Source organism: Kitasatospora sp. NE20-6 (assembly GCF_045862635.1).
The window spans coordinates 96,218-122,092 of record NZ_BPRL01000038.1; the positions used below are offsets into that span (position 1 = coordinate 96,218).

At 74.4% G+C, this 25,875-nt stretch carries 24 protein-coding genes; 9 read left to right on the forward strand and 15 right to left on the reverse strand.

What is annotated here, in order from left to right; genetic code table 11:
• Positions 1-8: 8 nt before the first annotated feature.
• On the reverse strand, positions 9-320 hold the full coding sequence (locus SNE206_RS24710) for a hypothetical protein (RefSeq protein ID WP_407915689.1): 312 nt from the start codon (positions 318-320) through the stop codon (positions 9-11).
• A gap of 191 nt (positions 321-511) precedes the next feature.
• Between SNE206_RS24710 and SNE206_RS24715 the strand changes: the two genes are divergently transcribed.
• The 3 genes from SNE206_RS24715 (at position 512) to SNE206_RS24725 (ending at position 4,465) form a co-directional block, all read left to right on the forward strand.
• Positions 512-1,378 (forward strand): 3-hydroxyacyl-CoA dehydrogenase family protein, encoded by an 867-nt coding sequence (locus SNE206_RS24715; RefSeq protein WP_407915690.1) that lies wholly within the window; start codon positions 512-514, stop codon positions 1,376-1,378.
• Positions 1,379-1,704: 326 nt separating this feature from the next.
• Positions 1,705-2,076: an STAS domain-containing protein gene (locus SNE206_RS24720; RefSeq protein WP_405011551.1), complete on the forward strand. Its 372-nt coding sequence runs from the start codon at positions 1,705-1,707 to the stop codon at positions 2,074-2,076.
• Between the two features lie 181 nt (positions 2,077-2,257).
• Positions 2,258-4,465, forward strand: a complete 2,208-nt coding sequence (locus SNE206_RS24725) for an ATP-binding protein (protein WP_407915691.1) — start codon at positions 2,258-2,260, stop codon at positions 4,463-4,465.
• Positions 4,466-4,534: 69 nt separating this feature from the next.
• Here SNE206_RS24725 and nucS read toward each other — a convergent pair whose 3' ends face one another.
• The gene (nucS, locus tag SNE206_RS24730; protein ID WP_405011549.1) at positions 4,535-5,194 is read right to left on the reverse strand and encodes an endonuclease NucS; all 660 of its coding nucleotides are present in this window, start codon (positions 5,192-5,194) and stop codon (positions 4,535-4,537) included.
• A 556-nt stretch (positions 5,195-5,750) separates the two neighbouring features.
• Here nucS and SNE206_RS24735 point away from each other — a divergent pair.
• Positions 5,751-6,143, forward strand: coding sequence for an SCO5389 family protein (locus SNE206_RS24735; protein WP_407915692.1), 393 nt, complete (start codon positions 5,751-5,753; stop codon positions 6,141-6,143).
• 58 nt (positions 6,144-6,201) lie between these two features.
• Here the strand turns inward: SNE206_RS24735 and SNE206_RS24740 are convergent, their stop codons facing one another.
• The gene (locus tag SNE206_RS24740; RefSeq protein WP_407915708.1) at positions 6,202-7,335 is read right to left on the reverse strand and encodes an LLM class flavin-dependent oxidoreductase; all 1,134 of its coding nucleotides are present in this window, start codon (positions 7,333-7,335) and stop codon (positions 6,202-6,204) included.
• A gap of 331 nt (positions 7,336-7,666) precedes the next feature.
• Here SNE206_RS24740 and SNE206_RS24745 point away from each other — a divergent pair, with 331 nt between their 5' ends.
• Entirely contained in the window at positions 7,667-7,987 is a 321-nt protein-coding gene (locus tag SNE206_RS24745; RefSeq protein ID WP_407915693.1) for an ATP/GTP-binding protein, read from the forward strand.
• 49 nt (positions 7,988-8,036) lie between these two features.
• Here the strand turns inward: SNE206_RS24745 and SNE206_RS24750 are convergent, their stop codons facing one another.
• Both SNE206_RS24750 and SNE206_RS24755 read right to left on the reverse strand, forming a co-directional pair.
• Entirely contained in the window at positions 8,037-8,801 is a 765-nt protein-coding gene (locus SNE206_RS24750; RefSeq protein ID WP_407915694.1) for an ABC transporter permease, read from the reverse strand.
• 2 nt (positions 8,802-8,803) lie between these two features.
• Positions 8,804-9,823, reverse strand: coding sequence for an ABC transporter ATP-binding protein (locus SNE206_RS24755; RefSeq protein WP_407915695.1), 1,020 nt, complete (start codon positions 9,821-9,823; stop codon positions 8,804-8,806).
• A 91-nt stretch (positions 9,824-9,914) separates the two neighbouring features.
• Between SNE206_RS24755 and SNE206_RS24760 the strand changes: the two genes are divergently transcribed.
• Positions 9,915-10,709: an alpha/beta fold hydrolase gene (locus tag SNE206_RS24760; RefSeq protein ID WP_407915696.1), complete on the forward strand. Its 795-nt coding sequence runs from the start codon at positions 9,915-9,917 to the stop codon at positions 10,707-10,709.
• 61 nt (positions 10,710-10,770) lie between these two features.
• Here SNE206_RS24760 and SNE206_RS24765 read toward each other — a convergent pair whose 3' ends face one another.
• The 4 genes from SNE206_RS24765 to mce form a co-directional block, all read right to left on the reverse strand.
• The gene (locus SNE206_RS24765) at positions 10,771-12,075 is read right to left on the reverse strand and encodes an esterase-like activity of phytase family protein (RefSeq protein WP_407915697.1); all 1,305 of its coding nucleotides are present in this window, start codon (positions 12,073-12,075) and stop codon (positions 10,771-10,773) included.
• Between the two features lie 138 nt (positions 12,076-12,213).
• Positions 12,214-13,143, reverse strand: coding sequence for a cellulose-binding protein (locus SNE206_RS24770; protein WP_405011542.1), 930 nt, complete (start codon positions 13,141-13,143; stop codon positions 12,214-12,216).
• A 107-nt stretch (positions 13,144-13,250) separates the two neighbouring features.
• Positions 13,251-17,660: a hypothetical protein gene (locus SNE206_RS24775; protein WP_407915698.1), complete on the reverse strand. Its 4,410-nt coding sequence runs from the start codon at positions 17,658-17,660 to the stop codon at positions 13,251-13,253.
• A 484-nt stretch (positions 17,661-18,144) separates the two neighbouring features.
• The gene (mce, locus tag SNE206_RS24780; protein WP_405011541.1) at positions 18,145-18,576 is read right to left on the reverse strand and encodes a methylmalonyl-CoA epimerase; all 432 of its coding nucleotides are present in this window, start codon (positions 18,574-18,576) and stop codon (positions 18,145-18,147) included.
• Between the two features lie 303 nt (positions 18,577-18,879).
• On the opposite strand from mce, the gene SNE206_RS24785 reads away from it, so the two are divergent.
• Together SNE206_RS24785 and meaB are read left to right on the forward strand one after the other, a co-directional pair.
• Complete coding sequence (locus tag SNE206_RS24785) at positions 18,880-20,070, forward strand: acetyl-CoA C-acetyltransferase (protein WP_407915699.1); 1,191 nt, start codon at positions 18,880-18,882, stop codon at positions 20,068-20,070.
• Positions 20,071-20,141: 71 nt separating this feature from the next.
• Positions 20,142-21,098 (forward strand): methylmalonyl Co-A mutase-associated GTPase MeaB, encoded by a 957-nt coding sequence (gene meaB / locus SNE206_RS24790; RefSeq protein ID WP_407915700.1) that lies wholly within the window; start codon positions 20,142-20,144, stop codon positions 21,096-21,098.
• An 87-nt stretch (positions 21,099-21,185) separates the two neighbouring features.
• Here the strand turns inward: meaB and SNE206_RS24795 are convergent, their stop codons facing one another.
• The 5 genes from SNE206_RS24795 to SNE206_RS24815 form a co-directional block, all read right to left on the reverse strand.
• Entirely contained in the window at positions 21,186-21,701 is a 516-nt protein-coding gene (locus tag SNE206_RS24795) for a MarR family winged helix-turn-helix transcriptional regulator (protein ID WP_407915701.1), read from the reverse strand.
• Positions 21,702-21,788: 87 nt separating this feature from the next.
• Positions 21,789-22,604: an AIM24 family protein gene (locus SNE206_RS24800; RefSeq protein WP_407915709.1), complete on the reverse strand. Its 816-nt coding sequence runs from the start codon at positions 22,602-22,604 to the stop codon at positions 21,789-21,791.
• Positions 22,605-22,822: 218 nt separating this feature from the next.
• On the reverse strand, positions 22,823-23,473 hold the full coding sequence (locus SNE206_RS24805; protein WP_407915702.1) for an AIM24 family protein: 651 nt from the start codon (positions 23,471-23,473) through the stop codon (positions 22,823-22,825).
• Positions 23,473-24,111, reverse strand: coding sequence for an AIM24 family protein (locus SNE206_RS24810; RefSeq protein ID WP_405011536.1), 639 nt, complete (start codon positions 24,109-24,111; stop codon positions 23,473-23,475). The genes SNE206_RS24805 and SNE206_RS24810 overlap by 1 nt, the downstream gene beginning before the upstream one ends.
• Positions 24,112-24,218: 107 nt before the next feature.
• Positions 24,219-25,007, reverse strand: a complete 789-nt coding sequence (locus SNE206_RS24815; RefSeq protein ID WP_407915703.1) for a DUF2127 domain-containing protein — start codon at positions 25,005-25,007, stop codon at positions 24,219-24,221.
• Between the two features lie 178 nt (positions 25,008-25,185).
• Here SNE206_RS24815 and SNE206_RS24820 point away from each other — a divergent pair, with 178 nt between their 5' ends.
• Positions 25,186-25,509 carry a DUF3817 domain-containing protein gene (locus tag SNE206_RS24820; RefSeq protein WP_407915704.1) on the forward strand — a complete coding sequence of 108 codons (324 nt, stop codon included), beginning with the start codon at positions 25,186-25,188 and terminating at the stop codon, positions 25,507-25,509.
• Positions 25,510-25,585: 76 nt separating this feature from the next.
• On the opposite strand, the gene SNE206_RS24825 is transcribed toward SNE206_RS24820, so the two are convergent.
• On the reverse strand, positions 25,586-25,875 hold a 290-nt coding region (locus SNE206_RS24825), incomplete at its 5' end, for a M4 family metallopeptidase (protein ID WP_407915705.1).

Below are 25,875 nucleotides of genomic sequence, written 5' to 3' on the forward strand. Positions count from 1 at the left end.
GCGGGCCGTCAGCGGCGGTCCAGCACCTGGCGGGCCCGGGCCGAGTCCTCCGGCCACACCATCAGCCGCGGTCCCGCGCTGGTGCCGACCAGGGTGTGCCGTACGCCCTCGACGGTCAGCAGGGCGGACATCCGGGAGGCCTCGGCCGCGTCCGGCGGGGCGGCGACGCTGACCAGCAGACCGTACTCGTCCGGGTTGCCCGCGCTGGGCCGTCCGGCCACCGGCGACCGGCCGCGCCCGTACGTCCGGCGCAGCAGCACGAGCACGCCGACGAGCGCCAGGCCCACCACCAGGCCCACCAGCGGATGCACCCCGGTCATCGCCCGCAACCCCTCAGCGTCGGGTACAGATCACACATCCCAATCTCACCACGGAGCGTCCGCGGGCATTAGAGTCCGGGCCGTGAGCGGCGCGGCTCCGGCGGGTGACCCCTGCCCGTGGCCGCCCCCCCAGCGAGCGCCCCGAGCCCCAGGCCGGCGGAGGGCCAGGACCAGGACTCGGGAGACCAGCCATGAGCAACGCACCCACCCAGCGGATCGCCGTGATCGGCGCGGGCCTGATGGGCGCCGGCATCGCCCAGGTGTCCGCGCAGGCCGGGTACCCGGTGGTGCTGCGGGACGTCACCGACGCCGCACTGCAGCGCGGCCTGGACGGCATCCGGGCGTCGTACGCGAAGTTCGTCGGCAAGGGCCGGATGACCGCGGACGAGGCCGAGGCGGCCCTCGGGCTGATCACCACCACCACCGACCTCGGGGCGGTCGCCGACGCCGACATCGTCGTCGAGGCGGTCTTCGAGCAGCTCGACGTCAAGGAAGGCGTCTTCCGCGAACTCGACAAGGTCGCGAAGGAGGGCGCGGTGCTGGCGTCCAACACCTCCGCCATCCCGATCACCCGGATCGCCGCCGCCACCGGGCGCCCCGAGAGCGTCGTCGGCGTGCACTTCTTCTCCCCGGTGCCGCTGATGCGCCTCGTCGAGCTCGTGCGCGGCTACAAGACCTCCGACGCGACGCTGGCCGCGGCCCGCGCCTTCGCCGAGGGCGTCGGCAAGGAGGTCGTCGTCGTCAACCGCGACGTCGCCGGCTTCATCACGACCCGCCTGATCACGGCGCTCGTCGTGGAGGCGGCGAAGCTCTACGAGTCGGGCGTGGCCAGCGCGGAGGACATCGACACGGCCTGCCGCCTCGGATTCGGCCACCCGATGGGCCCGCTGCAGACCGCCGACCTCACCGGCGTCGACATCCTGCTGCACGCCGCACGGAACATCTACACCGAGACCCAGGACGAGAAGTTCGCCCCGCCCGAGATCATGGCGCGCATGGTCACCGCGGGCGATCTCGGCCGCAAGAGCGGCCGCGGCTTCTACCCGTACGAGGCCTGACGGACCCGCTGCGGGCTGTGCGCCGACCGGCGTACAGCCCGCCGTGTGACCCGTCCCTCACAGCGACGCACCCGTGCGGGTGAGTTTGCTCACGATGCTGCCGCGGACGGGTGATTTGGGCGGTAATCGAGCGTAGGTATGGGGAGTTCCTGCGTATATTCCCTCGGACGGGTGAAGTTCCGGAGACTCCGCCGAAGGGGAGAAACCTGCGGAGTTGGTTGACCGTCAGATGAGGGGGGACACCGGCACGGCACCGGCGCGCGGAGCACCACGCCCCGGCCGGCCAGGGCCCCGGACCACCCGAACGGCGAGCGGAGGAGGAGAGCGTGCGCATCACCGGCGACCACACCGGTCTGGCCATCGAGGGCCGGCTCGACGTCCGCAGCGCCGCCGACGCCCGGGCCCTCCTGCACTCCGCCGTCGACGGCGGCCAGGGCGACCTCGTGCTCGACCTCGGCCGGCTGGAGTTCTGGGACGCCACCGGTCTCGGCGTCATCATGGGCACCCACCGCCGCGCCGGCCGCATCGGCCGCAGGCTCGTCCTGCGCAACGTGCCGGCCCAGCTGCAGCGCCTGCTGGTCGCCACCCGGCTGCACCGCATCCTCGCCGTCGAGGGCACCGTCCCCGACGCGTACGGCACCACCCTCCCCGCCCTGGGCGCCCTGCCGACCGGCCCGCTGGCCCTGCCCACCCTCTGACGGCACCGCCGTCCCCGCCCCCGCGGCGTTACTTCGGGGTACCGGTCTGTGCTCCGGCTCACGAGTGTGGAAAAGTCTGCGCTCAGAAGTACGGCTGCGCGGGCCCGACGGCCCCGGTGCGCGGCCATTCCACAGCGCCGCCGGCTTCCGCCGGGCGGCCGGACCCTGGGTGGAGCACAACGTGGGACAGCCGACCGGTGACTTCGCGCAGGAAGGCGTGCGCCCCCGCACCGGCGAGGTCGTCTCCGGCGACCTCCTGCTGGCCGTCGGAGGCCCGGACGGCTCGGAGGCGCGTCCCTGCCCCGACGGCTGGCGCCCCGAACCGCGCCGCATCCGGGGCCGCCGCCAGGACCGCCCCGAACTCGGCCCCAGCCCGGCCGTCGGCCCGCTCGCCCTCGGCGGCGCCCCCGAGGACCTCCCGCTGCTCGACCGGGCGGAGGACGTCTCCCGGGTCGTCGCCCTGCTCGCCGAGGGCCGGTCCGTCCGTCTCGTCGGCCAGGCCGGCTCCGGCCGCAGCACCCTGCTGGCGGCGGTCGCCGACGCCGCCGACGGCATCGCCCCGGACGGCGTGGTCCGCCTCAGCGGGCACCACCGCACCGGCCCCGACCTCCAGCAGGACCTCTTCGCCGCCACCCACCACGCGCCCGGCTTCCGGCCGGACCCGCGGACCCTCTCCGGCCTGCTCGCCCGGGTCGGCGCCGTCGTCGTCATCGACGACCTCGACGTCGACGACCGTGAACTCGACGAACTGCTCGCCGCCGCACCGGAATGCGCCTTCCTGGTCAGCGCCCCGCCCGGCAGCCCCGCGATGCCGCCCGGCGCCCGGCTGGAGGACCACCTCGTCGCCGGCCTCTCCCGCAGCGCCTGCCTCTCCCTCGTCGGCCGCCTGGCGGGCCGTCAGCTCGACGACTCCGAACGGGCCTGGGCCGTCGACCTCTGGTTCGAGTCCGAGGGGCTGCCGCTGCGCTTCGTCCAGGCCGCCGCCCTGCTGCGCCAGCGCGACCTCGCGGTCGACACGCTCGTCGCCGCGCAGGAGGACCGCCACCACGTGTTCGGCCTCGTCAAGGAGATCGAGGAGCCGGACGACCCGGCCGTGCTGGAGGGTGAGCTCCGCCGCACCGTGCCGCTGCCGACCGTGGCGGAGAGCGCCGCGCCCGCCGTCCGGCTGGCGGAGGGGCTCAGCGAGCCGGCCCAGGCCGTCCTGCGGCTGGCGCTCGCCTTCGGCGGCGAGTGCCCCACCGCGCCGCACCTCCCGGCGCTCATCGACGTCGGCCTCGGCGAGAGCGCGCTGCGCGAACTCGTCGACGTCGGGCTGGCGGTGTCCATCGGAGGCCACCACCGGCTCACCACCGGCGCCACCGAGCTGCTCGCCCCCCGCTTCGACCCCGGCACCGTCGCGTACGGCGCCGCCGAGCACTTCTCCTGGTGGGTCGGGCACGGGTCCGTGACGATCGAGCAGATCGCCGCCGAGGCCGAGGTCGTCGTCGGCGCGCTCGTCGCCGACCGCGAGGCGGGCCGCCCGGAGGCCGTCCTGCGGCTCGCCAGGGCGGCCGCCCCGGCGCTGGCGCTGTCCCTGCGCTGGGGCGCCTGGGAGCGGGTCCTCAAGCTCGGCCTGGAGGCCGCGAGGGTCCTGCGGGTCGCCGTCGAGGAGGCGTGGTTCCACCACGAGCTCGGTGTGCTGGCCCTGTGCACCGGGGCCGACCAGCGGGCGCTGGCCGAGCTGGAGTCCGCGGTCGCGCTGCGGGCCGCGTTCGGCGACCCGCGGACCGGCGCCGCCGGGCGCCGGATGCTCGACCTCCTCCGGGCCGGCACGCGGCAGCTGACCGCGGGCGAGCAGGAACTCCCGCCGGTCGGCCGGCGGCCCGTCATCCGGGTCATCGCGCAGGTGCCGCAGCGGTTCCGCAGCATCCGCAGGAGCGGTGACACCCGGCGTACGGTGATCGCCGCAGCGGCGGCCGTGGTCGCCCTCGGCGTGCTCGGCACCGCGGTGGGCCTCACCGTGGGCGGCGGGGATCCGGCCGGCCCCAGCACCATCGGGCCCGGCAGCAGCTCGGTCGACTCCGGGTCGACCGGCGGGGACGGCGGTGCCGGCACCCTTCCCGTGGCCACCACGTCCCCGGGCCCGTCCGCGCCGTCGGAGAGCCCGGTCGCGAGCCCGTCCGGCACGGCGACCGGCGAGGCTCCGGCCCAGCCGGGCGCCACGGGGACGAAGAAGCCCGCCTCGACGAAGCCGGGCAGCACGGCGACGACGCGGACCACCCCGCCGACCGGTACGACGTCCAGCTCGACCAGGCCCGGCTCGCCGTCGCCGGTCCCGTCGAGCAGCAGCCCGACCACGGACCCGTCGCCCAGTGACTCGCCGAGCGCCAGCGTCTCCGTCTCGCCGTAGGCGGGCGGTCCGGGCGGGTACCGCCGCCCCGCCCGGGTCACCGCCGTGGTGCCCGGGCCGGAGCAGGGGTCAGAAGAGCTTGAGCTTGTCGCCGTCGATGCCGCGCAGCTCGTCGTAGTCGAGCACGACGCAGCCGATGCCGCGGTCGGTGGCGAGGACGCGGGCCTGGGGCTTGATCTCCTGGGCCGCGAACACACCCCTGACCGGGGCCAGCAGCGGGTCGCGGTTGAGGAGTTCGAGGTAGCGGGTGAGCTGCTCGACGCCGTCGATCTCGCCGCGGCGCTTGATCTCGACGGCGATCGTCGTGCCGTCGGAGTCGCGGCACAGGATGTCGACGGGGCCGATCGCCGTCGGGTACTCGCGGCGGATCAGCGACCAGCCGCTGCCGAGCACCTCCATGCGGTCGGCGAGCAGCTCCTGGAGATGGGCCTCCACGCCGTCCTTCACGAGACCGGGATCGACCCCGAGCTCGTGCGAGGAGTCGTGCAGCACCTCCTCCAGGGAGATGATCAGCTTCTCACCGGCCTTGTTGACGACCGTCCAGGTGTCGCCCGCCTCCTTGAGCGTGCAGGGCGGCGACATCCAGTTGAGCGGCTTGTAGGCGCGGTCGTCGGCATGGATGCTGACGCTCCCGTCGGCCTTCACCAGGATGAGCCGGGTGGCGGACGGGAGATGGGCGGAGAGCCGACCGGCATAGTCGACCGAGCAGCGGGCAATTACGAGACGCACGGTCGACCACGCTAGCCCACCGGGGCCAGTTGATGCGATTCCGCGACGACGGGGTGAAGAATCCGCGTGAACGGCGAACCATGGTGTTCGTACGGTCACACGCCGTGCACGCGGCCTCCGCCTGCCCGCGACGGCCGGTGGTCGTCCGACGGGCGGGGAACGCGGGACGAACACTCCGACACGATCCGGCCAATCTGGGTCGGTCGGGGCCGAACCTGATGATATTCGACGGATTCTGCCGTCGCGCTGAGCAATCGCCTGTCACTCTGGTGTGAGCGTCCGTCGCCCTGCGCGACCACGTGTTCCGGCGTCGACGCCTGCCCGGGTGTCGTTCGTGCGCCCGATCGCCACCCGCCCCATGCTGTCGACGCACCCGCGGAGCCCAGGACAGGGCGCCCCGGGTGCACCCCGGTCCACTGCCGAGCCGACCGGCCGTCAGGTCGGTCACCCGCGCCAGGAGTCCGCGGACGCGTCCTGTCCGCACCGCCGCACCACCGGTACCAACGCACGACCACCCCGGCGGGCCGCGCCGTGGTGGACCGCGAGAGGAGAACCCATGTCGCTCGACGTCTCACCGGCCCTGCTCGAGATGGCCGAGAGAGGCGAGGTCGACGAGAGGGAGTTCGTCGACTGCGTCCGCACCTCCCTTCCGTACGCCTGGGAGCTGATCAGCTCGCTGGTTGCCCAGACCAAGGTCGACGGCACCGACTTCGCCGACAACCACGTCCCGCCGCCGAGTGAGCAGGCCCGCGGCCAGCTCCTCCGCGCGATGGCCAGCGACGCGATCCGGGGTGCCCTGCAGCGGCACTTCGGGGTGCAGCTGGCGTTCCAGAACTGCCACCGGGTGGCGGTGTTCGCACCGTCCGAGAAGAACGAGGAGCGGTACAGGCGCTTCACGTCCGTCCGTGCCCAGCTGCTCAACCAGTCGCCCGAGCTGCGGGACTGCTGACACCGTCCGCGGGGCCGTCCGGCGCACCGGTGCCGGGCGGCCCCGCGGAGCGCGGGCGTCAGCCCAGCCGGGGGAGGACCTCGCGGCCGAGCCGGGCGATGTTGTCCAGGGTCGCCGCCCGGTCGCCGGACCCCTCCGCGAGCAGGGCGAACCGGCGGATGCCGGTCCGCTCGGCGGTGGCGAGCAGCCGGTCCGCGCACTGCTGCGGCGTGCCCACCGCGTGCAGGTCGCAGAGGAGTTCGGTGTACGCGTGCGGGTCGCGCATCCGGCGCTCGCGGCCGTCGACGGTGCGGTGCGCGCCGAGCCCGTACTCGAACCAGCCGGGCATCGCCCGGAGCAGGCTGGCGCGGGCCGCGGACGTCCGGTCGTCGACCTGGGCCACACCCGCCGCGACGTGCTCCCGCTCGACCGCGGCCAGCTGCTCCTCGCCGCGCCCGCAGGCCCGCCAGGCGTCCCGGTAGGCGGCGAGCATCTGCTGCTTGTCGTCGTCGCCGGAGTGCATGCCGAGGAGCATCGGCAGACCGCGCTCGGCGGCCGTGCGGACACCGCCCGGGGAGGTGCAGGCGACCACCACCGGCGGGCCGGCCGCCGGGAGGGCGCCGACCTCCTGGCGCTGCCGCGGGAAGTGCCGCAGCGGCCCGCCCTCGCGGTCCTCGCCCCCTAGCCCCAGCCAGTCGGCGAGGTCCGGCAGCCGGGCCGGCTCGCTCGCGCGGGGCACCACCGCGACCTCCGGGAAGCTGAACTGCGGCCCGTCCGCGCCCACCCGGGAGCCGCGCAGCCACCGCAGCAGCAGGTCGAGCCGCTCCGGGAAGCCCGACTCGAACGCCGCCACACCGGTGCCGAAGACGTCCAGGTCGATCCACGGCCCGCCGCGGCCCACCCCGAGGGTGAACCGCCCGCCCGAGGTGAGGTGCAGCAGGGCCGCCCGCTCGCCGAGGGCCACCGGGTGCACCGTCGACAGCACGCTGACCGCGGTGCCGATCCCGATCCGCCGGGTGCGCCCGAGGAGCATCGCGGCGAGGGTCGCCGCGTCCGGGCAGACGCCGTACGGCACGAAGTGGTGCTCGGCGAGCCAGACCGCGTCCAGCCCGGCCCGCTCCGCGGCGACCGCCGCGTCGACCGTGCGCTGCAGCACCTCGCCGTGGCCCTGCCCGGGGAACTGCGCCGAGAGCAGGAACGCGCCGACCCGGATCCGGTCGGTGTCCGCGGAACGGCTGCCGCCGGCCGTCGGAGCGGGCTCGGGCGCGGCGGTGCCGGCCGGCCCGTCGGCGGCGGGCCGCTGGGTGGTCTGGGTCATCGGGGGCCTCCTCGGGAGTGCGCAGGGGCTGCGAACTCCGCTGCCTCACCTTGTGAGTAGCCGATGTCATGTGCCAACGGCACGTCGTTCCACCAATTTCCCAGGAGATCGGGTGGATCTCGGGAGAAACACCGGAGTGCCTTTCGATGTCGTGATAGTGGCACACCGGCGGCCCGCCCGGCCCGTACCCTGGAGGTGTTCCGTGCCCGGCCGAGAGGTGGTTGTCGTGTCGCCCCGTCGCAATCGAGTCAGCAGTTCCGGCGACGGCGAGCAGCCGCCCGCGGCCCCGTTCGGCGGCTCGCTGCGCCGCACCGAGAGCTACCGGGGCGAGGAGTGGGTCGTGCAGACCGTCGCCGGGTCGCCGGGCCGGTTCTACCGCTGCCCGGGCTGCGACCAGGAGATCCCGCCGGGCGTCGGGCACGTCGTCGCCTGGCCGGACCTCGGCGCGGGGGTCGAGGACCGGCGGCACTGGCACCGGGCCTGCTGGGGGGCGAGGGAGCGCCGCGGGGCGGGCCTGCTGCGCGGCCGCGGGGCGCCGAAGTACTGATCCGCCGCCGGCACCGCCCGGGGCGGCACCGACGGCGCGGGCGGCCCGCTCAGGCGTCGCGGCCGCGGAGCACCAGCGCGCCGCCGGCGAGTGCGGCGAGCGTCCAGACCAGGCAGACGGCGAAGCCCGTGCCCGGGCCGTAGGGCTGGCCCGACTCCTGGTAGACGAGGAACATCCGCTGGCCCGCGTAGTCGGGGAAGTAGTGCGCCACCGACTTCACCTTCGGCACGGCGCTCAGGATCGGCGACAGCAGGAAGAAGAACGGCACCAGCACGCCGAGCGCCAGCGTCTGGTTGTGCAGCATGGTCGTCACGCCCGCCGAGAACAGGCAGATCATCGTCAGGTACCCGGCCGCGCCGAACACCGCGCGCAGCACGTGCGGGTCGCCGATGCCGACGCTGTGGCCGCCGAGCAGGGCCTGCCCGAGGAAGAAGGCGGTGAAGACCGTCACGAGCGACACGGCCAGCGCGAGCGCGCAGACCACCACGGCCTTCCCGGCGAGCAGCGTGACGCGCTGCGGCACGGCCGCCAGCGACACCCTGATCATGCCGCTGCTGTACTCGTTGCCGATCGCCAGGACCCCGAAGACCACCATGGCGATCTCGCCGAGGATGATGCCGGCGAAGGCGGTGCCGGTGGCGTCGAAGGGCGAGCCCTCCGGGGCGAAGTCGTCGAAGTTGTGGTTGGCCAGGGTGGTGATGAGGGCGCCGAGGCCGACGGTCGCGACGAAGGCGGGGGCGAGCGTCCACGCCGTCGAGCGGACGGTGCGGAGCTTGGTCCACTCGGACTGCAGGACGGCGGGGAAGGCGGCCATGCTCAGTTCTCCTTCTTCGTGCCGCGGGCCTGCCAGTCGGCGCCCCAGGCGGGCGCGGGGCCGGGCGCGGGCGCGGGTGCGGATGCGGGGCCGGCTGGACGGTCGGCCGGCTGCCCGCCCGCGCCGGCGTGGTACTCCACCGACTCCGCGGTCATCTGCATGAAGGCCTCCTCCAGCGAGGCCTGCTGCGGGCTGAGTTCGTGCAGGGTGATGCGGTGCTCGGTGGCGAGGTCGCCGAGGAAGGCGAGGTCGCCGTCGGGCACCTCGTACGCGCCGTCGGGGCCCGGCTCGGCGCCGAGACCGGCCCGGTGCAGGGCGTCCAGCAGGAGTTCGGGCTGCGGGGTGCGGATGCGCACCGCGGAGCGGGAGTTCTGCTTGATGAAGTCGGCCATCGGCAGGTCGGCGAGGAGCCGGCCGCGGCCGATGACGACGAGGTGATCGGCGGTCAGGGCCATCTCGCTCATCAGGTGCGACGAGACGAAGACGGTGCGGCCCTCGGTGGCGAGGCCCTTCATGAGGGTGCGGATCCACAGGATGCCCTCCGGGTCGAGCCCGTTGACCGGCTCGTCGAACATGAGGATCTCCGGGTCGCCCAGCAGCGCGGAGGCGATGCCGAGCCGCTGGCTCATGCCGAGGGAGAAGCCGCGGGCGCGCTTGCGGGCGACCGCGGTGAGCCCGACCATCTCCAGCACCGCGTCGACCCGGCCGACCGGCAGCCCGTTGCTCTGCGCCATCCACAGCAGGTGGTCGCGGGCGGTGCGGCCCGGGTGCACGGCCTTGGCCTCCAGCAGGGCGCCGATGTACCGGAGGGGGTCGTTCACCTGCCCGTACCGGCGGCCGTCCAGGGTGACCTGCCCGGCGGTGGGCCGGTCCAGGCCGAGGATCATGCGCATCGTGGTGGATTTGCCGGCGCCGTTCGGGCCCAGGAACCCGGTGACGACACCGCGGGGGACCTGGAAGCTCAGGCGGTCGACGGCCAGGGTGTCGCCGTAACGTTTCGTCAGCTCGTGCAGCTCGATCATGTCCGCTCCCTCGTCCCCGTCAGGCTATGACAAAGGGGACAAATGCTTGCGATGGCTGCACCGGCTCGGCGAGCCGCAATACGGTGGCGGTATGACCCTCCCCAGCGCCCCGGCCGCGCCCGAGAACGGCACCGGAACCCCGCTCGTCCTGCTGCACGCCTTCCCGCTCTCCGCCCGGATGTGGGCCTGCCAGCTGGACCGGCTGCCCGGCCCGGCCGGCGAGGCGGCCCGCGTGATCGTGCCCGACCAGCGGGGCTTCGGCAGCGCGCCGCTCGGCGACGACGAACCCTCGCTCGACGCGGTCGCCGACGACGTCGCCCGCCTGCTGGACGGCCTCGGGATCGAGCGCGCCGTCCTCGGCGGCCTGTCCATGGGCGGCTACGCGGCGATGGCCTTCGCCCGCCGCCACGGCGACCGCCTCGCCGGCCTCGTGCTCGCCGACACCAAGGCCACCCCCGACACCGAGCAGGCCCGCGCCAACCGCGAGCGCATCGCCCGCGCCGTCGAGGCCCGCCGCAGCGTGGGCATCCTCGCCGAGGAGAAGATCGAGGAGGGGCTGCTCGGCCCGGCCACCGACCCCGACCTCGTCGCCCACGTCCGCGCGATGATCGCCGAGGCGCCGCCCGCCGCCGTCGCCTGGGCACAGCGGGCGATGGCCGCCCGCGGCGACTCGCTGGAGGTGCTCGCCGGGGTCCGGGTGCCGGCCGCGGTGATCGTCGGCGAGGCGGACACCGTCACCCCGCTCGCCGAGGCCCGGCTGATGACCGCGGCCCTGCCGGACGCCGAGCTGACCGTCATCCCCGCCGTCGGCCACCTGAGCTCGCTGGAGGCCCCGGAGACGTTCAACGCGGCCGTCCGGGCGCTGCTCAAGCGCGTCCGCGGCTGACCCGGCCCCCAGGGGTCCGGGCCGGGGCGGGCGCGCGCAGGGAGCCCGCCCCGGCCCTGCCTCAGCGGCGGTCCAGGACGACCGCGCCGGCCGGCAGGGTGTAGCGGTCGACCCGGCTCACCGCGCCGTTCGGCACGACCACGCCGTTCTCGACCGCGCCCACGCCGAAGTCGTTGTCGCCGACGAGGAACAGCTCGACGGTGCCCCGGCGGCCCGGCAGCACCGAGATGCCCTCGATCTTGCCGTTCGTCAGGCCCGCCGCCGCGGCGTCGAACACCGGCCGCTTCGCACCCAGCACCACCGAGGAGGCGTCCAGCTCCAGCGCGGGCACGGTCGCCGGGTCGTCCCAGCGGCTGCCGAGCAGGTTGGTGGCCCGACCGAAGTCGACCTCGGAGAGCCGCGTCCAGACCGTCGGCCGCAGGCCGTCCCGCTCCTCGACCAGCAGCCGGTCCGGGCCGAGCCAGCTGATCGCCGAGGTCGACCAGCCGCCGTCCGTCGCGCTGTCCGCCTCGCGGGCGAACGCGAACTCGCCGGTGAGCCTCGGGGTGCTCCGCGAGACGTCGATCCGGAAGACCCGCTGCACCCGCGACTTCTTCGCGGCCTTCGAGTCCGGGTTGGAGAGCTGCGTCTGCTGCGCGGCGTACAGCGTGCGGCCGTCCGCGGAGACCGTCAGGCCCTCCAGGCCCTTGTTGCTCTTCTGCTTGGCCTCGACGGCCGGCAGGATCGCCAGCACCCGCACGCCCGGCGCGGTGTACGCCGACCCGGCGGGCACCAGCACGGTGTCGAGCACACCGGAGGCGGAGAAGTGCAGCAGGCTGGAGCCGTACTCGCTGCTGATCCAGAACGAGCCGTCACGCAGCCGCACCAGGCCCTCGCTGTCGAGCCCGTACGGGTCGTTCGGCAGGACGTCGCCCGCGAGGCCGACCGGACGCTCGGCGGTCAGCGCGGCCGGCGGCAGACCGGTCAGGTAGCGGGTGCCGGTGACCGGGTCGGTCCGCCCCGCCGGGACGCGCAGCGGGATGCGGCGGACGATCTCGATGCCGCCGTCGCGGCCGAGCCGGATGCGCAGGATCTGCGGGGTGTAGTCGGGCTTGAGGAAGATCTTGTCGGTGTCCACCGCGGCGTCGGCGTTCGGGCCGCGGTCGGTCACCGTCCAGAACTCCCGGCCGGAGGAGTCGGCCGGAACGAGGTCGCTGAAGCCGCCCAGGCCCAGCCCCGCGCCGATCGGGGCGGGGGAGCGGTACGTCCAGCTGCCGTCGTGCCGCGGGGCCGGCAGGTCGGTCGGCAGGTCGGCGGCAGATGCGGTCGCAGGGGCGGTCAGGGCCAGCACGGCCGCCGCGAGCGGGGCGATACGGGAGAGTCGCATGGCGCACCAGCCTGCGCCCCGCGGCCCGTCCGGCGCGCGGATTCGGACGGAAGGACCGGTGACGGTCCGGTGAACGGCGGAGCGGCCCCCGCCGTGAGGCGGGGGCCGCTCCGGTGATGCCGCGTCAGCGGTACGGCGTCAGCGCGACTGCTGCGCCGGGACGCCCAGGCCGTCGTCGGAGGGCAGGGTGGCCGCGGCCACGGCCGCACCGGTCAGCGTGGCGAGCATCTCGCGCACGTTGGTGAGCTGCGCGTTGATCGAGTCGCGGCGGTTGGTGAGCGCCGCCAGCTCGCGCTCGGACTCGCTGCGCACCCGGTCGGCCTTCGCGTTCGCGTCGGCGACGATGTCCTCGGCCTGGCGCTGCGCGGTCTCCACCGTCTGGCGGGCCCGGCGCTCGGCGTCCGTGCGGAGCTTCTCGGCCTCCAGGCGGAGCTGCTCGGCGCGGTGCTCGATCTCGGCGAGGCGCTTCTCGGCCTTCGCCTGGCGGGCCGCCAGGTCGCGCTCGGACTGCTCGCGGCGCTTCGCCAGGTTGGTCTCGAACTCCAGCGCGGCCTGCGCGGCCTTGGTGCGGGTCTCCTCGAAGAGGGCGTCCGCCTCCTCGCGCTTGTTCTGCGCGTCCTTGTTGGCCTCGGCACGCAGCTGCGCGGAGTCGCTCTTGGCCTTGTCGACGATCCGCAGACCCTCGTCCTCGGCCTTGGCCTTGCGGTCCTTGGCGTAGTTCTCCGCCTCGGAACGGACCTGCTGCGCGGCGGCCTCGGCCAGCTCGCGGTGCTGCTCGGCGGCGCGGTGCGCCTCGTCGCGCAGGTCCTTCGCCTCCTCCTCCGCGAGGCGGAGGATCTTCTCCACGCGGGCGCCGAGGCCGGCGTAGGACGGCTCGGACTCCGTCACCGCGGCCTGCGCGGTCTGCGTCTCCAGGTGAAGCTCCTCGATGCGCTTCTCCAGCGCACCGATGCGGGACAGCGCGCTGTCCCGGTCGGCCACCAGCTTGGTGATCCGCTCGTCGACCTGGGCGCGCTCGTACCCACGGCGCACCAGGTCGAAGCCGTGGGGGGAGTGACTGTCGCTCATGGGGTTCTGGGCTTCCTGTCGTCAGACCGCTGAGTTGGTTGAGGGAATCCTGACACGTTATCGGAGTGTCAACGTCGAAATGTCGAGGCTTCGCGGACAATGTCCGCTCAATCGGGTGGCGGGCTCCCGGGACGATTGCCCGCCGACCGCTGGGCGCCCACACCTGCTCCTGCCCTGGGCGCCGCGTCCTTCCTTGCCGTACTTCCCCCGTTGGCCTGCTGCACCGGTGACGGCGCCTCGAAGGCCTCCAGGGCGGACAGCACGTCCTGCACCCTGGAGATCTCGGTGTTGATGTCCTTGCGGCGGCGCACCAGCTCGTCCAGCTCGTGCCGGCCCTCGTCGGTGACGCGCTTCGCCTCGGCCTTCGCCTCGCCCAGCAGGCGCTCGGCCTCCTCCTCGGCGAGCCGCAGCTGCTCCGCGGCCGAGTCGTCGGCCCGCTGCAGGCGCTTCTCCGCCTCCGCGGCGGCGGCCTCGATCTTCTCGTCGGCCTCCTCCTCGGCGTCGCGGAGCTTCGCCTCGGCCTTCGCGATCAGCGTCTCCGCCCGGTCGGCCGAGTCCGCGAGCTTCTGCTCGGCACCCTTGAGCAGGCCCTCCGCCTTGCGGACGGCCGCGATGCGCACCTTGCTGGCCTCCGCCGAGGCGTCCGAGGTGAGTTCGGCGGCCCGCTCCTCGGCGGCCGCGACGAGCTTCGCCGCCCGCTCCTCCGCCTCGGCGACGGCCGCCACCGCCTGGTCCTCGGCCTCGGTCAGCTGCTCCTGCGCCGCGGTCACCAGCGTGTCGACCCGCTCGCCGGCCGACTTCATGGCCTGCGCGTTCTCGCTGCGGGCCCGCTCGTGCAGCGCCTCGATCTCGGCGTCGGTGCGCTCGCGCAGCTCCTCGGCCCGCTCGCGGATCGCCGTCGAGTCGCGACGGGCCTCGGAGAGCAGGGCGTCCGCGTCGGCGCGGGCCCGCTCCACCTCGGCCTGGCCGGCGGCCTCGCCGGCCGCGACGAGCCGGTCGGCCTCCTTGCGGGCGGCCGCCACCATCGCGTCGGCCTGCTCCTCGGCGGCGGCGGTCGTCGCCAGCGCCGTGGTGTGGGCCTCCTCGCCGAGCTGCTCGGCGTCGCCGAAGGCCTTCTCCAGCAGCGAGGTGGCCCGCTCCCGGGTGGTGCGGTCGAACGTCTCGGCCGCGGCCCGGGTCTCCATCTCGAACGTCTCGGCCCGGCGCCGGGTCGAGGAGTCGAAGTCCTCCGCGAGCGTCCGGGTCGCCAGTGCGTACTCCTCGGCCTCCGCCCGCAGGGCGGCCGAGAACTCCTCCGCCTCCTGGAGCGACGCGGCCGAGCGCTCCTCGGCCTCCCTGACCACCCGGTGGGCCTCGGCCTCGGCCTCGGCGCGCTGCCGCTCCACGGCCTCCGCGGCCGTGCGGCGCTCCGCCCCGGCCTCCTCGCGCAGCGCGGCGTCGTAGGCCCGGGCCTCCTCGCGCACCCGCTCGGCCTCCGCGGCGGCGGCGTCGCGCTCGGCGGACAGTTCGGCGGCGGTGCGCTCGCGCAGTTCGGCGGTCTCGCGTTCGGCGGTGGCGCGCAGTTCGGCGGTCTCGCGTTCGGCGGTGGCGCGCAGTTCGGCGCTCTCACGCTCGGCGGTGGCCCGCAGTTCGGCGATCTGCTGCGAGGCGGACTCGTGCAGCCCCGCCACCGACTGGCGGATCCCGGCGGCCTCGTCCTCGGCCGCGGTGGTGAGCGCGGCCGCGTCGGAACGCGCCCGGTCGACCGTGTCCCCGGCCTCGGTGCGGGCCTGTTCCAGGGTCTCGGCGGCCTCGGCGGCCAGGGCGTCGGCCTGCTCGCGCGCCCGGTCGACCGTGTCCCCGGCCTCGGTGCGGGCCTGCTCCAGGGTCTCGGCGGCCAGCGCGTCGGCCTGCTCGCACGCCAGCCGGACGGTCTCCTCCGCCTCGGCGCGGGCCTGTTCCAGCGCCTCGGCGGCCTCCGTGGCGAGCGTCCCGGCCTGCTCACGCGCACCGGCCAGGATCTTCGCCGCCTCGGAGCGCAACTGCTCCGACTCGGTCCCGGCGGCCTGCCGTACGGCAGCGGTCTCGGCGGCGGTGCGCACGGTCAGCTCGGCGGCTTCCCGCTCCGCCGCCTCCCGGGCGCTGCGGGCGGCGGCCAGCTGCTCCGCCGTCTCCTCCTGCTCGCGGCGCAGCCCCTCGGCGGCGGCCTCCCGGGCGCGGCGGCTCTCCTCCCGCAGGGCGGCGGCGTCGGCCTCGGCCTCGGTGCGGACGCGGCCGACCCACGCGTCGGTCTCGGCGCGCAGCGCGTCGGCGGCCTCGGCGGCCTCGGTGCGGACGGTCTCCGCGTGGGCACCGGCCTCGGTGCGGACGGCCTCGGCGGCGTCCTCGGCCTCCGTGCGGAGCGCCTCCGCGGACTCCTCGGAGCGCTCGCGCAGCTGCTGCGCGGCGGTGGCGGCGGCCTCGCGGACGGCCTCGGCGGCCTCCTCGGCGCGGGCCTGCAGGGACGCGGCGTCGTCCGCGGCCTGCGTGCGCACCTGCTGGGCGTGGTCGGCGGCCTCGCGGCGCAGCTCCGCGGTCTCGCGTTCGGCGGCGGCGCGGTTGTCGGCGGCCGCGGCGCGGGCCGCGGCGAGCGCCTCCTGGCTCTGCTGCTGTGCGGTGGCGGTGAGCTTCTGCGCCTCCGTACGGGCCCGGGCGAGGGTCTGCTCGGCCCGGCCCTGGGTCGCGAGGGCGTGCTCCTTGGCCTCGGCGCGCAGCCGTTCGGTCTCGGCGGTGGCACCGGCCCGCAGCTCGTCGGCGTCGGCCTTGGCGCGGGTGAGGAGCTCCTCGGCGCTCTTCGCGGACTCCTCGATCTGGACGACGGCCTGGCGGCGGGCGTCGCCGCGCACCCGGTCGGCCTCGGCGGCGGCCTGGGCGCGCAGCTCCTCGGCCTCGGCGCGCAGGCGGGCGGCGTCCTCGTGCATCCGCTCCATCTGCTCGCGGATGGAGGCGGCGTCGTCGAGGGCGGCGTTCTGCGCCTCCTCGACGGCGGCCATGGCCTGCTCGCGCAGGCGCTCGGCCTCGGCGGAGGCCACGGTGCGCAGCCGGTCGGCCTCGGCGGCGGCCTCCTCGCGGGTGGTGCCGGCGTCGCGGGTGGCCCGGGAGAGCACCTCCTCGGCCTGGCGGGCGGCCTTGGCGAGGTGGACGGCGGCGTCCTTGGCCCCGTCGGCGCGGCCGCGCTCCTCGGCCTCGGCGCGCAGCGCCTGGGCGGCGGCCTCGGCCTCGGCGCGGATCGCGGCGGCCGCGCCCTCGGCCTCGGCGCGCAGGTCGGCGATGGCGGCCTCGGCGTCGGCGCGCAGTTCGGCGGCGACGGACTCGGCGGCGCCGCGCAGCCGCTCGCTCTCCTCGGAGGCGGCGGCCCGGGCGGCGTCGGCCTCGGCCTTGGCGGTGGCGGCGGACGACTTGATGAGGTCGGCCTCGCGGGTGGCGGCGGCCACCATCTTGGCGATCTCGGCCTTGGCGGTGAGGGAGCGCTGCTCGCTGGCGGCCTCGCCGTCGGCGACGCGCTGCTCGGCGGTGGCGGTGGCGTCGGCGTGGAGCCGTTCGGCGGCGGCGCGGGCGGCGGCGAGCTGGTCGGCGGCCTCCTGGCGGGACCGCTCGGCCTCGGCGTGGGCCTCGGCGCGGAGCCGTTCTATCTCGGCCTGGGCGCGGGCGAGGGCGGCCTCGGCGCGCTCCTGGTCCTGCAGGGCCTGGCGCTTGAGGCCGGCGATCTCGGCCTGGGCGGAGGCGAGGCGGTCCTCGGCGGCGGCGTGGGCCTGGGCGATCTGCTGCTGGGCCGCGTTGGCGGCGGTGCCGCGGAGCTCCTCGGCCTGGGCGCTGGCCTGCTGGGCCTGCTGGGAGGCGGCGCGCAGGAGGCGTTCGGCGTCGGTCTGGGCGCGGTGGAGGGCGGCTTCGGCGGCGGCCCGGGCCTCGCCGCGGGCGGCGTCGACGTCGGCGGCGGTCTGCGCACGGGCCTGGTCGGCGAGCGCGGTGGCCTCGGCGCGGGCGGCGGCCATCATGCGCTCGGCCTCGGCGCGGGCCTCCTGGAGGAGGCGCTGGGCCTCCTGCTCGGTGCCGGCGCGGGTCTGCTCGGCCCAGTTGACGTTCTCGTGGACGTGCTGCTCGGCGCTGCGGCGCAGTTCGGCGAGTTCGTCGTCGAGGTGGCGGCGGCGGGCGGCGAGTTCGGCCTCCAGCCGGGCGGTGCGCTCGGCGGCCTCGGCCATCAGCCGCTGGGTGGCGGCCTGCGACTCGCGCAGCTGGCGTTCGGCGTCGGCGCGCAGGGCCTCGGCCTGCATCTCCGCGGTCCGCAGGAGCTGCTCGGCCTGGCCGGAGACGGAGTCGAAGGCGCGCGGCTGCGCGAGCTGCCGCCGGGCCTCGTGCAGCTTGGCCCTGAGCACCTCCACCTGGTAGGCGAGGTCCTCGGCATGCTCGACGGTCTTGTCCCGCTCCTTGCGAGTCCGATCCATCTCGGCCTCGAACTGGGAGAGGTGATCCTCAACCTCGTAGCGGTCGTAGCCCCGCACTCCGCGGTCCCATCCATCTCCTGGTCGCGTCCTCGACCGGGCCTTACCGGCGCCCCGTGATGCTGTTGCCGGGGGCCGGACCGGCTGGTCCTTGCAGCCGCGGATCGTGCCGCGGTCGGAGGCCGTCGGCCGGGGGCGCGCGGGTGTACCGCGTTCCCTCGTCCGGGTGGACTCCTGGGCGAACTCCTGCCTCGTGGAGAATGGTGACAGATCCGGGCTGCGACCGTTCGGTCGTGCCCGGCCGATGGACTCTCCTGCGGCGTGGACCGGCCGGGTTCCTGCCCGTCCGCTCCTGCCTCGGCGGTGCCCGTCGGTCCGGATCCTGTCCGGAGCTCTGGCGCACCTGGGCATTGTAGTGTGCGCAGCTTGCAGCGGAATGGCCGAGTGGGGGTTTTCCGAGGTTACCGACGGGTTGCCGAGGAGGCCGCTTGCGGTACGGCCCCCTCCGCGCCGCGCCGGGCCGGGGCCCGGCGCGGGATCCCGCTCAGTGCGCGCCGGCCGCCGAGGTGACCAGTTCGGTGAGGACGCCGCCGCAGTCCTTGGGGTGCAGGAAGGTGATCCGCGAGCCCATCGAGCCGGTGCGCGGCTCGTCGTAGAGCACCCGGACGCCCTTGGAGCGGATGTCCGCGGCGTCGGCGTCGACGTCGGCGGTGCCGAAGGCGATGTGGTGCACGCCCTCGCCGTTCTTGGCGAGCCACTTGGCGACCGTCGAGTCCTCGCGGGTGGGCTCCAGCAGCTGGAGGTAGGAGGCGCCGCCGTCGCCGGTCTCGTTGATCCGGAGCATGGCCTCGCGGACGCCCTGCTCCTCGTTGACCTCGCTGTGGAAGACCTCGAAGCCGTACGTCGACCGGTAGAACTCGACCGTGCGGTCGAGGTCGAAGCAGGCGATGCCGATGTGGTCGATACGGGTCAGCACGGGTGGCCTCCGGGGTGAGGGTGGGAGGGGAACGGCACCAGTGCAGCGCATCGGGCGGAGGGTTGGCCACAGGGCCCGGTGCGAGCCTGCTCACACCGGGCGGGCACGCCGGCGCCGCGCCCCGTCCCGGCGCACCGGGGACGGCGCGCGCGGATATTCACCCCGGGTGCGCTGACACGGTGTTGACTCAGGAGTGCCAGTGCCGCTGATCACACCGTCGCAGCGGTGACGCACGGGTTACGGGTCAGTACATTGAGCCGCATCCCTCCACCCTCATGCCTGACGCGCGAAGGGGCTCGTCTCATGACTACTTCAGTGATCGTCGCGGGTGCACGCACTCCGATGGGCCGCCTCCTGGGCTCGCTCAAGGGCTTCTCCGGCGCGGAGCTCGGCGGTGTCGCCATCAAGGCGGCACTGGAGCGCGCGGGCATCACCGGCGACCAGGTCCAGTACGTGATCATGGGCCAGGTGCTGCAGGCCGGCGCCGGCCAGATCCCGGCCCGCCAGGCAGCCGTGAAGGCGGGCATCCCGCTGAACGTCCCCGCGCTGACCGTCAACAAGGTCTGTCTCTCGGGTCTGGACGCCATCGCGCTCGCCGACCAGCTGATCCGCGCGGGCGAGTTCGAGGTCGTCGTCGCCGGCGGCCAGGAGTCCATGACCAACGCCCCGCACCTGCTGCCGAAGTCCCGCGAGGGCTTCAAGTACGGCGCGATCGAGATGCTCGACGCGATGGCGTACGACGGCCTCACCGACGCCTACGAGAACATCCCGATGGGCGAGTCGACCGAGAAGCACAACACCCGGCTCGGCATCGGCCGCGAGGTCCAGGACGCCATCGCCGCGCAGTCCCACCAGCGTGCCGCCAAGGCCCAGCAGAACGGCGTCTTCGACGCCGAGATCGTGCCGGTGCCGATCCCGCAGCGCAAGGGCGAGCCGGTGCTGTTCAGCCAGGACGAGGGCATCCGGGCCGACACCACCGCCGAGGGCCTGGGCCGGCTGCGCCCGGCGTTCACCAAGGACGGCACCATCACCGCCGGTTCCGCCTCGCAGATCTCCGACGGCGCCGCCGCCGTGGTCGTGATGAGCAAGGCGAAGGCGGAGGAGCTGGGCTTGAGCTGGATCGCCGAGATCGGCGCCCACGGCAACGTGGCCGGCCCCGACAACTCGCTGCAGTCGCAGCCGTCGAACGCGATCGACCACGCCCTCGCCAAGGAGGGCCTGACCGTCGCCGACCTCGACCTGATCGAGATCAACGAGGCGTTCGCGGCGGTCGCGCACCAGTCGATGAAGGACCTCGGCGTCACCGACGAGAAGGTCAACGTCAACGGCGGCGCCATCGCGCTGGGCCACCCGATCGGCATGTCCGGCGCCCGCCTGGTGCTGCACCTGGCGCTGGAGCTGCAGCGCCGCGGCGGCGGTGTCGGCGCGGCCGCGCTGTGCGGCGGCGGCGGCCAGGGCGACGCCCTGATCATCCGGGTCCCCGCGCAGGGCTGACCGGTCGACGTACCGTCGGGGGCGCACACAGAGCCGTGTGCGCCCCCGTTCCGGATCGAGGAGCACTTCTGATGGTCGATGTGGCGACCCTGGTCGAGCAGGCCCGTGCGGGCCGGCCGCGGGCCGTGGCCCGGCTGATCTCGCTGGTCGAGAACGCCGCCCCGCAACTGCGCGAGGCGATGGCCGCACTGGCCCCGTACACGGGTCACGCCTGGACCGTGGGCCTCACCGGCTCGCCCGGTGTCGGCAAGTCGACCTCCACCTCGGCGCTGGTCTCCGCCTACCGCCGGCTCGGCAAGCGGGTCGGGGTGCTCGCCGTCGACCCGTCGTCGCCGTTCTCCGGCGGCGCGCTGCTCGGCGACCGGGTGCGGATGCAGGACCACGCCACCGACCCGGAGGTGTTCATCCGCTCGATGGCCACCCGCGGCCACCTCGGCGGGCTCTCCTGGACGGCCCCGCAGGCGCTGCGCGTGCTGGACGGCGCCGGCTGCGACGTGATCCTCGTGGAGACCGTCGGCGTCGGGCAGTCCGAGGTGGAGGTCGCCGCGCAGGCGGACACCACGGTGGTGCTGCTCGCCCCCGGCATGGGCGACGGAATCCAGGCGGCGAAGGCGGGCATCCTGGAGATCGGCGACGTCTTCGTCGTCAACAAGGCGGACCGGGACGGCGCCGACGCGACCGCCCGCGAGCTCAACCACATGCTCGGCCTCGGCGAGGCGCGGGAGCCCGGCGCCTGGCGGCCGCCCGTCGTCAGGACGGTCGCCGCCCGCGGCGAGGGCCTCGACGAGCTGGTCGAGGCGCTGGAGAAGCACCGCGCCTGGCTGGAGGAGTCCGGCGCCCTGGCGGAGCGCCGCCGCCGCCGGGCCGCGGACGAGATCGAGGCCATCGCGCTGGCCGCGCTGCGCGCACGGATCGGCGACCTGCACGGCGACCGCCACCTCGCGGGTCTGGCCGAGCGGGTCGTGGCCGGCGAGCTCGACCCCTACGGCGCCGCGGACCAGCTCGTCGCCGACCTCACCGCGGGCTGACGGCCGCGCGGCCCCGGCCGACGGGGGAACCGGCCCCGGAGCGGTCGGCCCCGGAGCGGTCGGTCCGGGAGCCTGCGGGCAGCCGGCTCAGGCCCGGCCGCGCAGGGCGCGCAGATGCTCGGCGACCGGGGCCAGCGCCTCGTACAGCGCGTCGAGCTGGTCGGGGCTGAAGCGGTCGATGAAGTGGGAGCGGACGCTGCGGACGTGGTCCGGGGCGACGCGCTGCAGGGTGTTCCAGCCCTCGTCGGTGAGGTGGGCGAACAGGCCGCGGCGGTCGCCCGGACACTCCTGGCGCAGCACCAGCCCGGCGCTCTCCATGCGGGTGATCTGGTGCGAGAGCCGGCTCTTGGACTGCAGCGTGGCGGTGGCCAGGTCGGTCATCCGCATGCGGCGCTCGGGCTGCTCGGAGAGGACGACGAGGATCTCGTAGTCGTTGATGGCCAGGTTGTGCGGCTGGAGCTCCCGGCTGAGCTGGTACTCCAGCAGCTTGCTCACTTCGAGGTGGGCGCGCCAGAACTGCTGCTCGCGGGTGCTGAGCCAGGGTGTCCCCTCCGCGGTGGCCGGGGAGGACGCGGCGGGGGCGTCGGTGACGTGCGTGTCCATGACCCCAGCATAGCCCGGCTAGTTAAATGTTGTACAAGTTTACGAATCCGCCGGGCCCGCCGTGTCGGGCGGGCCCGGCGTCCGTCGTCAGAGGCCGAACCGCCGGCCCAGGTCGCCGAGGTTGCCCAGGCCGGGGATGTTCACGTTCGGCAGCTGCTGCTGTCCGCCGTGCGCACCCGGCTGGTGCGGCACGCCGCTGCCGGGCACGCCGGCCTCGGCGTGCACCACGCCCACCGAGCGCTCCGCCATCAGCGTCTCCGTCGACTGCAGGAGCACCTGGCCGGCCCCGATGAACTCGAACTGGTGCTCCTCGCCGGAGGCGCCGCCCAGCCCGGTCAGGTGCCGCAGGCCGCCGATCAGCCCGTGCATGTACCCGTGATCGTAGTGGTGGCACGGCGCCGGGCAGTCCGCCCAGCCGACCAGCGCCTGCGGGTCCACCCGGATGGGCGGCTCCACGAAGTGCACCGGCCCGTTGGAGGCCGCCACGAACTTGCCGGTGCCGATCAGCGTCAGGAAGCCCGGGATGATCGACTGCTTCAGCTGCAGCGTCGGCTCGAACGCCAGCAGGTTGCCGGAGCGGACGGTCAGGTTGCCGTTCTCCAGGTCGTACGAGTTCAGGTCGAAGGCCCGGTCGGCGAGCAGCAGCTTGCCGCGGCCCTCGGCGACCACCCAGTCCGAGGCGTGCAGCGGGGAGTTGAAGTTCCGCTCCAGCAGCTGGTCGATCGCACCGCGGCCGATGCCCGAGAAGCGCATCTCGCCGTAGTAGGCGATCATCTTGCCCTTCTGCAGGTAGTACGCGCCGTTGAGGTCGACCGAGAAGGCGTACGGGTTGACGTTGTCGTTGACCGGCAGGCTCGTCGCGTCGTGCACGACCGGGCCCGCGCCGCCGGGCGTCTGCGGCAGCGGAGCGCCGTACGCGCCCTGCGGCGGGGCCGGGTGGCCCGGCTGCTGCGGCGGGTAGGGCTGGCCGGCCTGGGTCGGCTGGTACGCCTGCTGGTAGCCCGGCTGCTGCGGCGGGTACGGCTGGCCGGGCGGCGGGTAGCCGGGCTGCTGGTAGGGCTGGCCGGGCTGGGGCTGGCCGTACGGCTGCTGCCCGTAGGGCGGCTGCGGAGGGTAGGACATCAGAGCTTCTCCTCGCTCGCCTGCACGTACACCACTCCGTGGCCGGACAGCTCCAGCTGGAACGCCTCGCCCGAGCCGCGGCCGACCATGTCGCGCCAGCCCAGCGCGGTGGAGAGCTTGTTGGTCACCTGGCCGCGGTGCGCGACGTACGCCTGCGGGTCGACGTGCACCGGCTGGCCGGGGCCGATCGGCAGCTCGAACACGCCGCCGTGCGCCATCACGGCGACCGAGCCGTGGCCGTCGAGCTTGGTGGTGAACAGGCCCTGGCCGGTCACCTGGCCGCGGACCATGCCCATCACGCCGCCCTGCTGGCCCATGAACATCGTCGACTGCTGCAGCGTGCCGTCGAACGCGAGCAGCCGGTCGGCCTCCACGAAGAGGGTGTCGCCGGTCAGGTCGATCACGTGGATGTTGTGGCCGCCGTGGCCGAACATCACGCTGCCCTGGCCCTCGACGGTCATCAGCGGGGTGTCCTCGTTGGCCACCCGGCGCCCGATCATCGACATGACGCCGCCCTGGCCGCCCATCGCGTTGGGCGTGAAGCTGACCTCGCCGGTGTAGGCGAGCATCGAGCCGCGCTGGCTGAAGACCCGCTGGCCGGGCATGACCTTCGCCTCGACCATCTTGTTGTTGATCTTGGTGAACGGCATCAGACGTCGCCCCCGAAGGTCATCTTCTCGGACGGCTGCACGTACACCAGGCCCTCGCCGGCGAACTCCACCTGCATGGCCTCGCCGCCGCCCTCGCCGATGATCGTCGTCCAGCCCGCGCCCGACTTCAGGCTGCGGTTGAGGTTGCCGGTGTGCGCGACGTACGCCCCCGGGTCGACCCGCAGCGGCATGCCCTGCGAGACCCGCAGGATTATCGCCGGGCCCTTGGACGTGAGCGCCGCCCAGCCGTGGCCCTCCACCTTGGTGGTGAAGAGGCCGTTGCCGGACGCCATGCCGTTCAGGCCGGTGAAGCTCGTGCCGGTGTTCAGCGAGGCCTCGGTGCAGAGCAGGTTCTCCGACTCGACGTAGAGCGTCTCGCCGTTCAGCCGCACCAGGTTGACCTCGGTGGCCCGGTCGGCGAAGTAGCAGGTGCCCTGCCCCTTCACCTCCATGACCTCCATCTGCTCACCCGTCAGCCGACGCGTGACCATGCCGCGCAGGCCGTCACCGCCGCCGGACATCTTCTTGAAGTTCATCTGCCCTGTGTAGGCGACCATGGTGCCGTTGCGGGCCTTGACCGAGTCGCCCGCCATGTCGACGGCGAGCACCTTGGAACCCTGAAGTCGAAACTGTGCCACCGGGCGAATGTAGCGGCACCGGCCCGTCCCCCGGGAGGGGGCACGGGCCTCTGGTACCGACTCGGGACAAATCACGCCGCGTCAGGGGCGCGGTCCGTCCCGGTGCGTCAGGCCGGGGCGGCCAGCCGTCCCGGGGCCGTGCCCGCGGCCTGCTCCACCTCCAGCAGCGAGGCGGAGTGCCGCTCCGCCTCGAAGGCCGCCAGGCCGCCGCGCAGTCCGAACAGCCGCTTCGACAGCATGATCCACAACACCGCGAGGACGTTCAGCACCAGCGTGCCGATCTTCAGCGCGCTGACGTGCTCGGTCAGCTCGTACACCTCCAGCGGGAGGAAGGCCGCGGTCGCCACCACCGTCAGGTACTCCGCCCAGCGGGCACCCACCCACAGGCCGCCCGCCTCCACGATCTCGACCACCGCGTAGAGGATCAGCGCCAGGGCGACGACCAGCAGCGTCGAGTGCTTGTACTCGAAGGTCCTCCGGATGGTGTCGACGATCGGCGAGTGCTCCAGGTCCCAGTGGAAGTGCTCGGTCACCGGCTTGAACACCGAGAGGTTCTCGTCGAAGATCCGGCGCACCGCGTCCTGGCTGTTGGAGAACTTCCACACCCCCCAGGCCACCACCAGGATCAGCAGCCCGCGCAGCGCCCGCTCGACGGCGAGGAAGCGCAGGATGAACAGGTCGCGCAGCGCCCGGCCGCGCGGCACCAGCGGCGCGTCCCCGGCCGGCCCGGCGCCGTGCGGCTCGCCGAGGGCGAAGTCGCCGCAGCGCAGGCAGCGCCAGGCGTCGCCGAGCGAGGTCCGCGCGTGCAGCCGGTCGCGGAGTTTGGCCTCGTCCGGGGCGTAGGTGATGTGGCCCTTGCGCGAGCAGGTGCGCCGGTTCCAGTCGATGCGGAGCATGTGCCGTCGTTCCCCCGTGGTCCGCCGGCCCGGTCGTCGGGCCGTGCCGCAGCAGGATAGGACCCGGCGGCGACGGCGTCCCCACCCCGGCACCGGCCGGGGTGTGAGGTCGGTGATAATGGACGGCGGCTTGTGATCGTGTTCACGAGCTCACCGCCGACCGCGCCCGAGGTGCCCCGTGAAGACCAGTCCCGCCGTCCACCGCCTCCGCCTCGTCTCCGGGCCGGAAGGCGCCTCCTTCCTGCTCCTGCTGGTCTGCTCGGTGCTCAAGCGGACCACCGAGTTCAACGCGGTGCCGGTGATGGGCGCGGTGCACGGCGGCCTGTTCGTGCTCTACGTGGTCTTCCTCGCGCTGGCCTGGCAGCAGCAGCGCTGGGACGCCAGGCGCGGCATCCTGCTCTTCGTGCTCTCCGTGCTGCCGACCGGCGGCTTCTTCGCCGAGCGGATGCTCGCCCGCGAGGAGCGCGGCGAGCTCCCGGGCGGCGCGGCCGCCACGGCCTGACGCCCCCGGCGCACACGCGACAGCAGCCGGGCCCCCTGTGCGGGGCCCGGCTGCCGCGTCCGGTGGCGGCGGTGCGTCAGCTGACGTTGACCGCGGTCCAGGCGGCGGCGACCGTGTTGTACTCGGTGGAGCCGGAGCCGTACAGGTCCTTCGCCGCGTTCAGGGTCGCCGTGCGGGCGGCCTTGTAGTTCGTGGTGGAGGTCATGTAGACGGACAGTGCGCGGTACCAGACCTGCAGCGCCTTGGCGCGGCCGATGCCGGTGATCGCGGCGCCGTTGTAGGTGGGGCTGTTGTAGCTGACCCCGTTGATGGTCCTGGCGCCGCTGCCCTCGGCGAGCAGGAAGAAGAAGTGGTTGGCGACGCCCG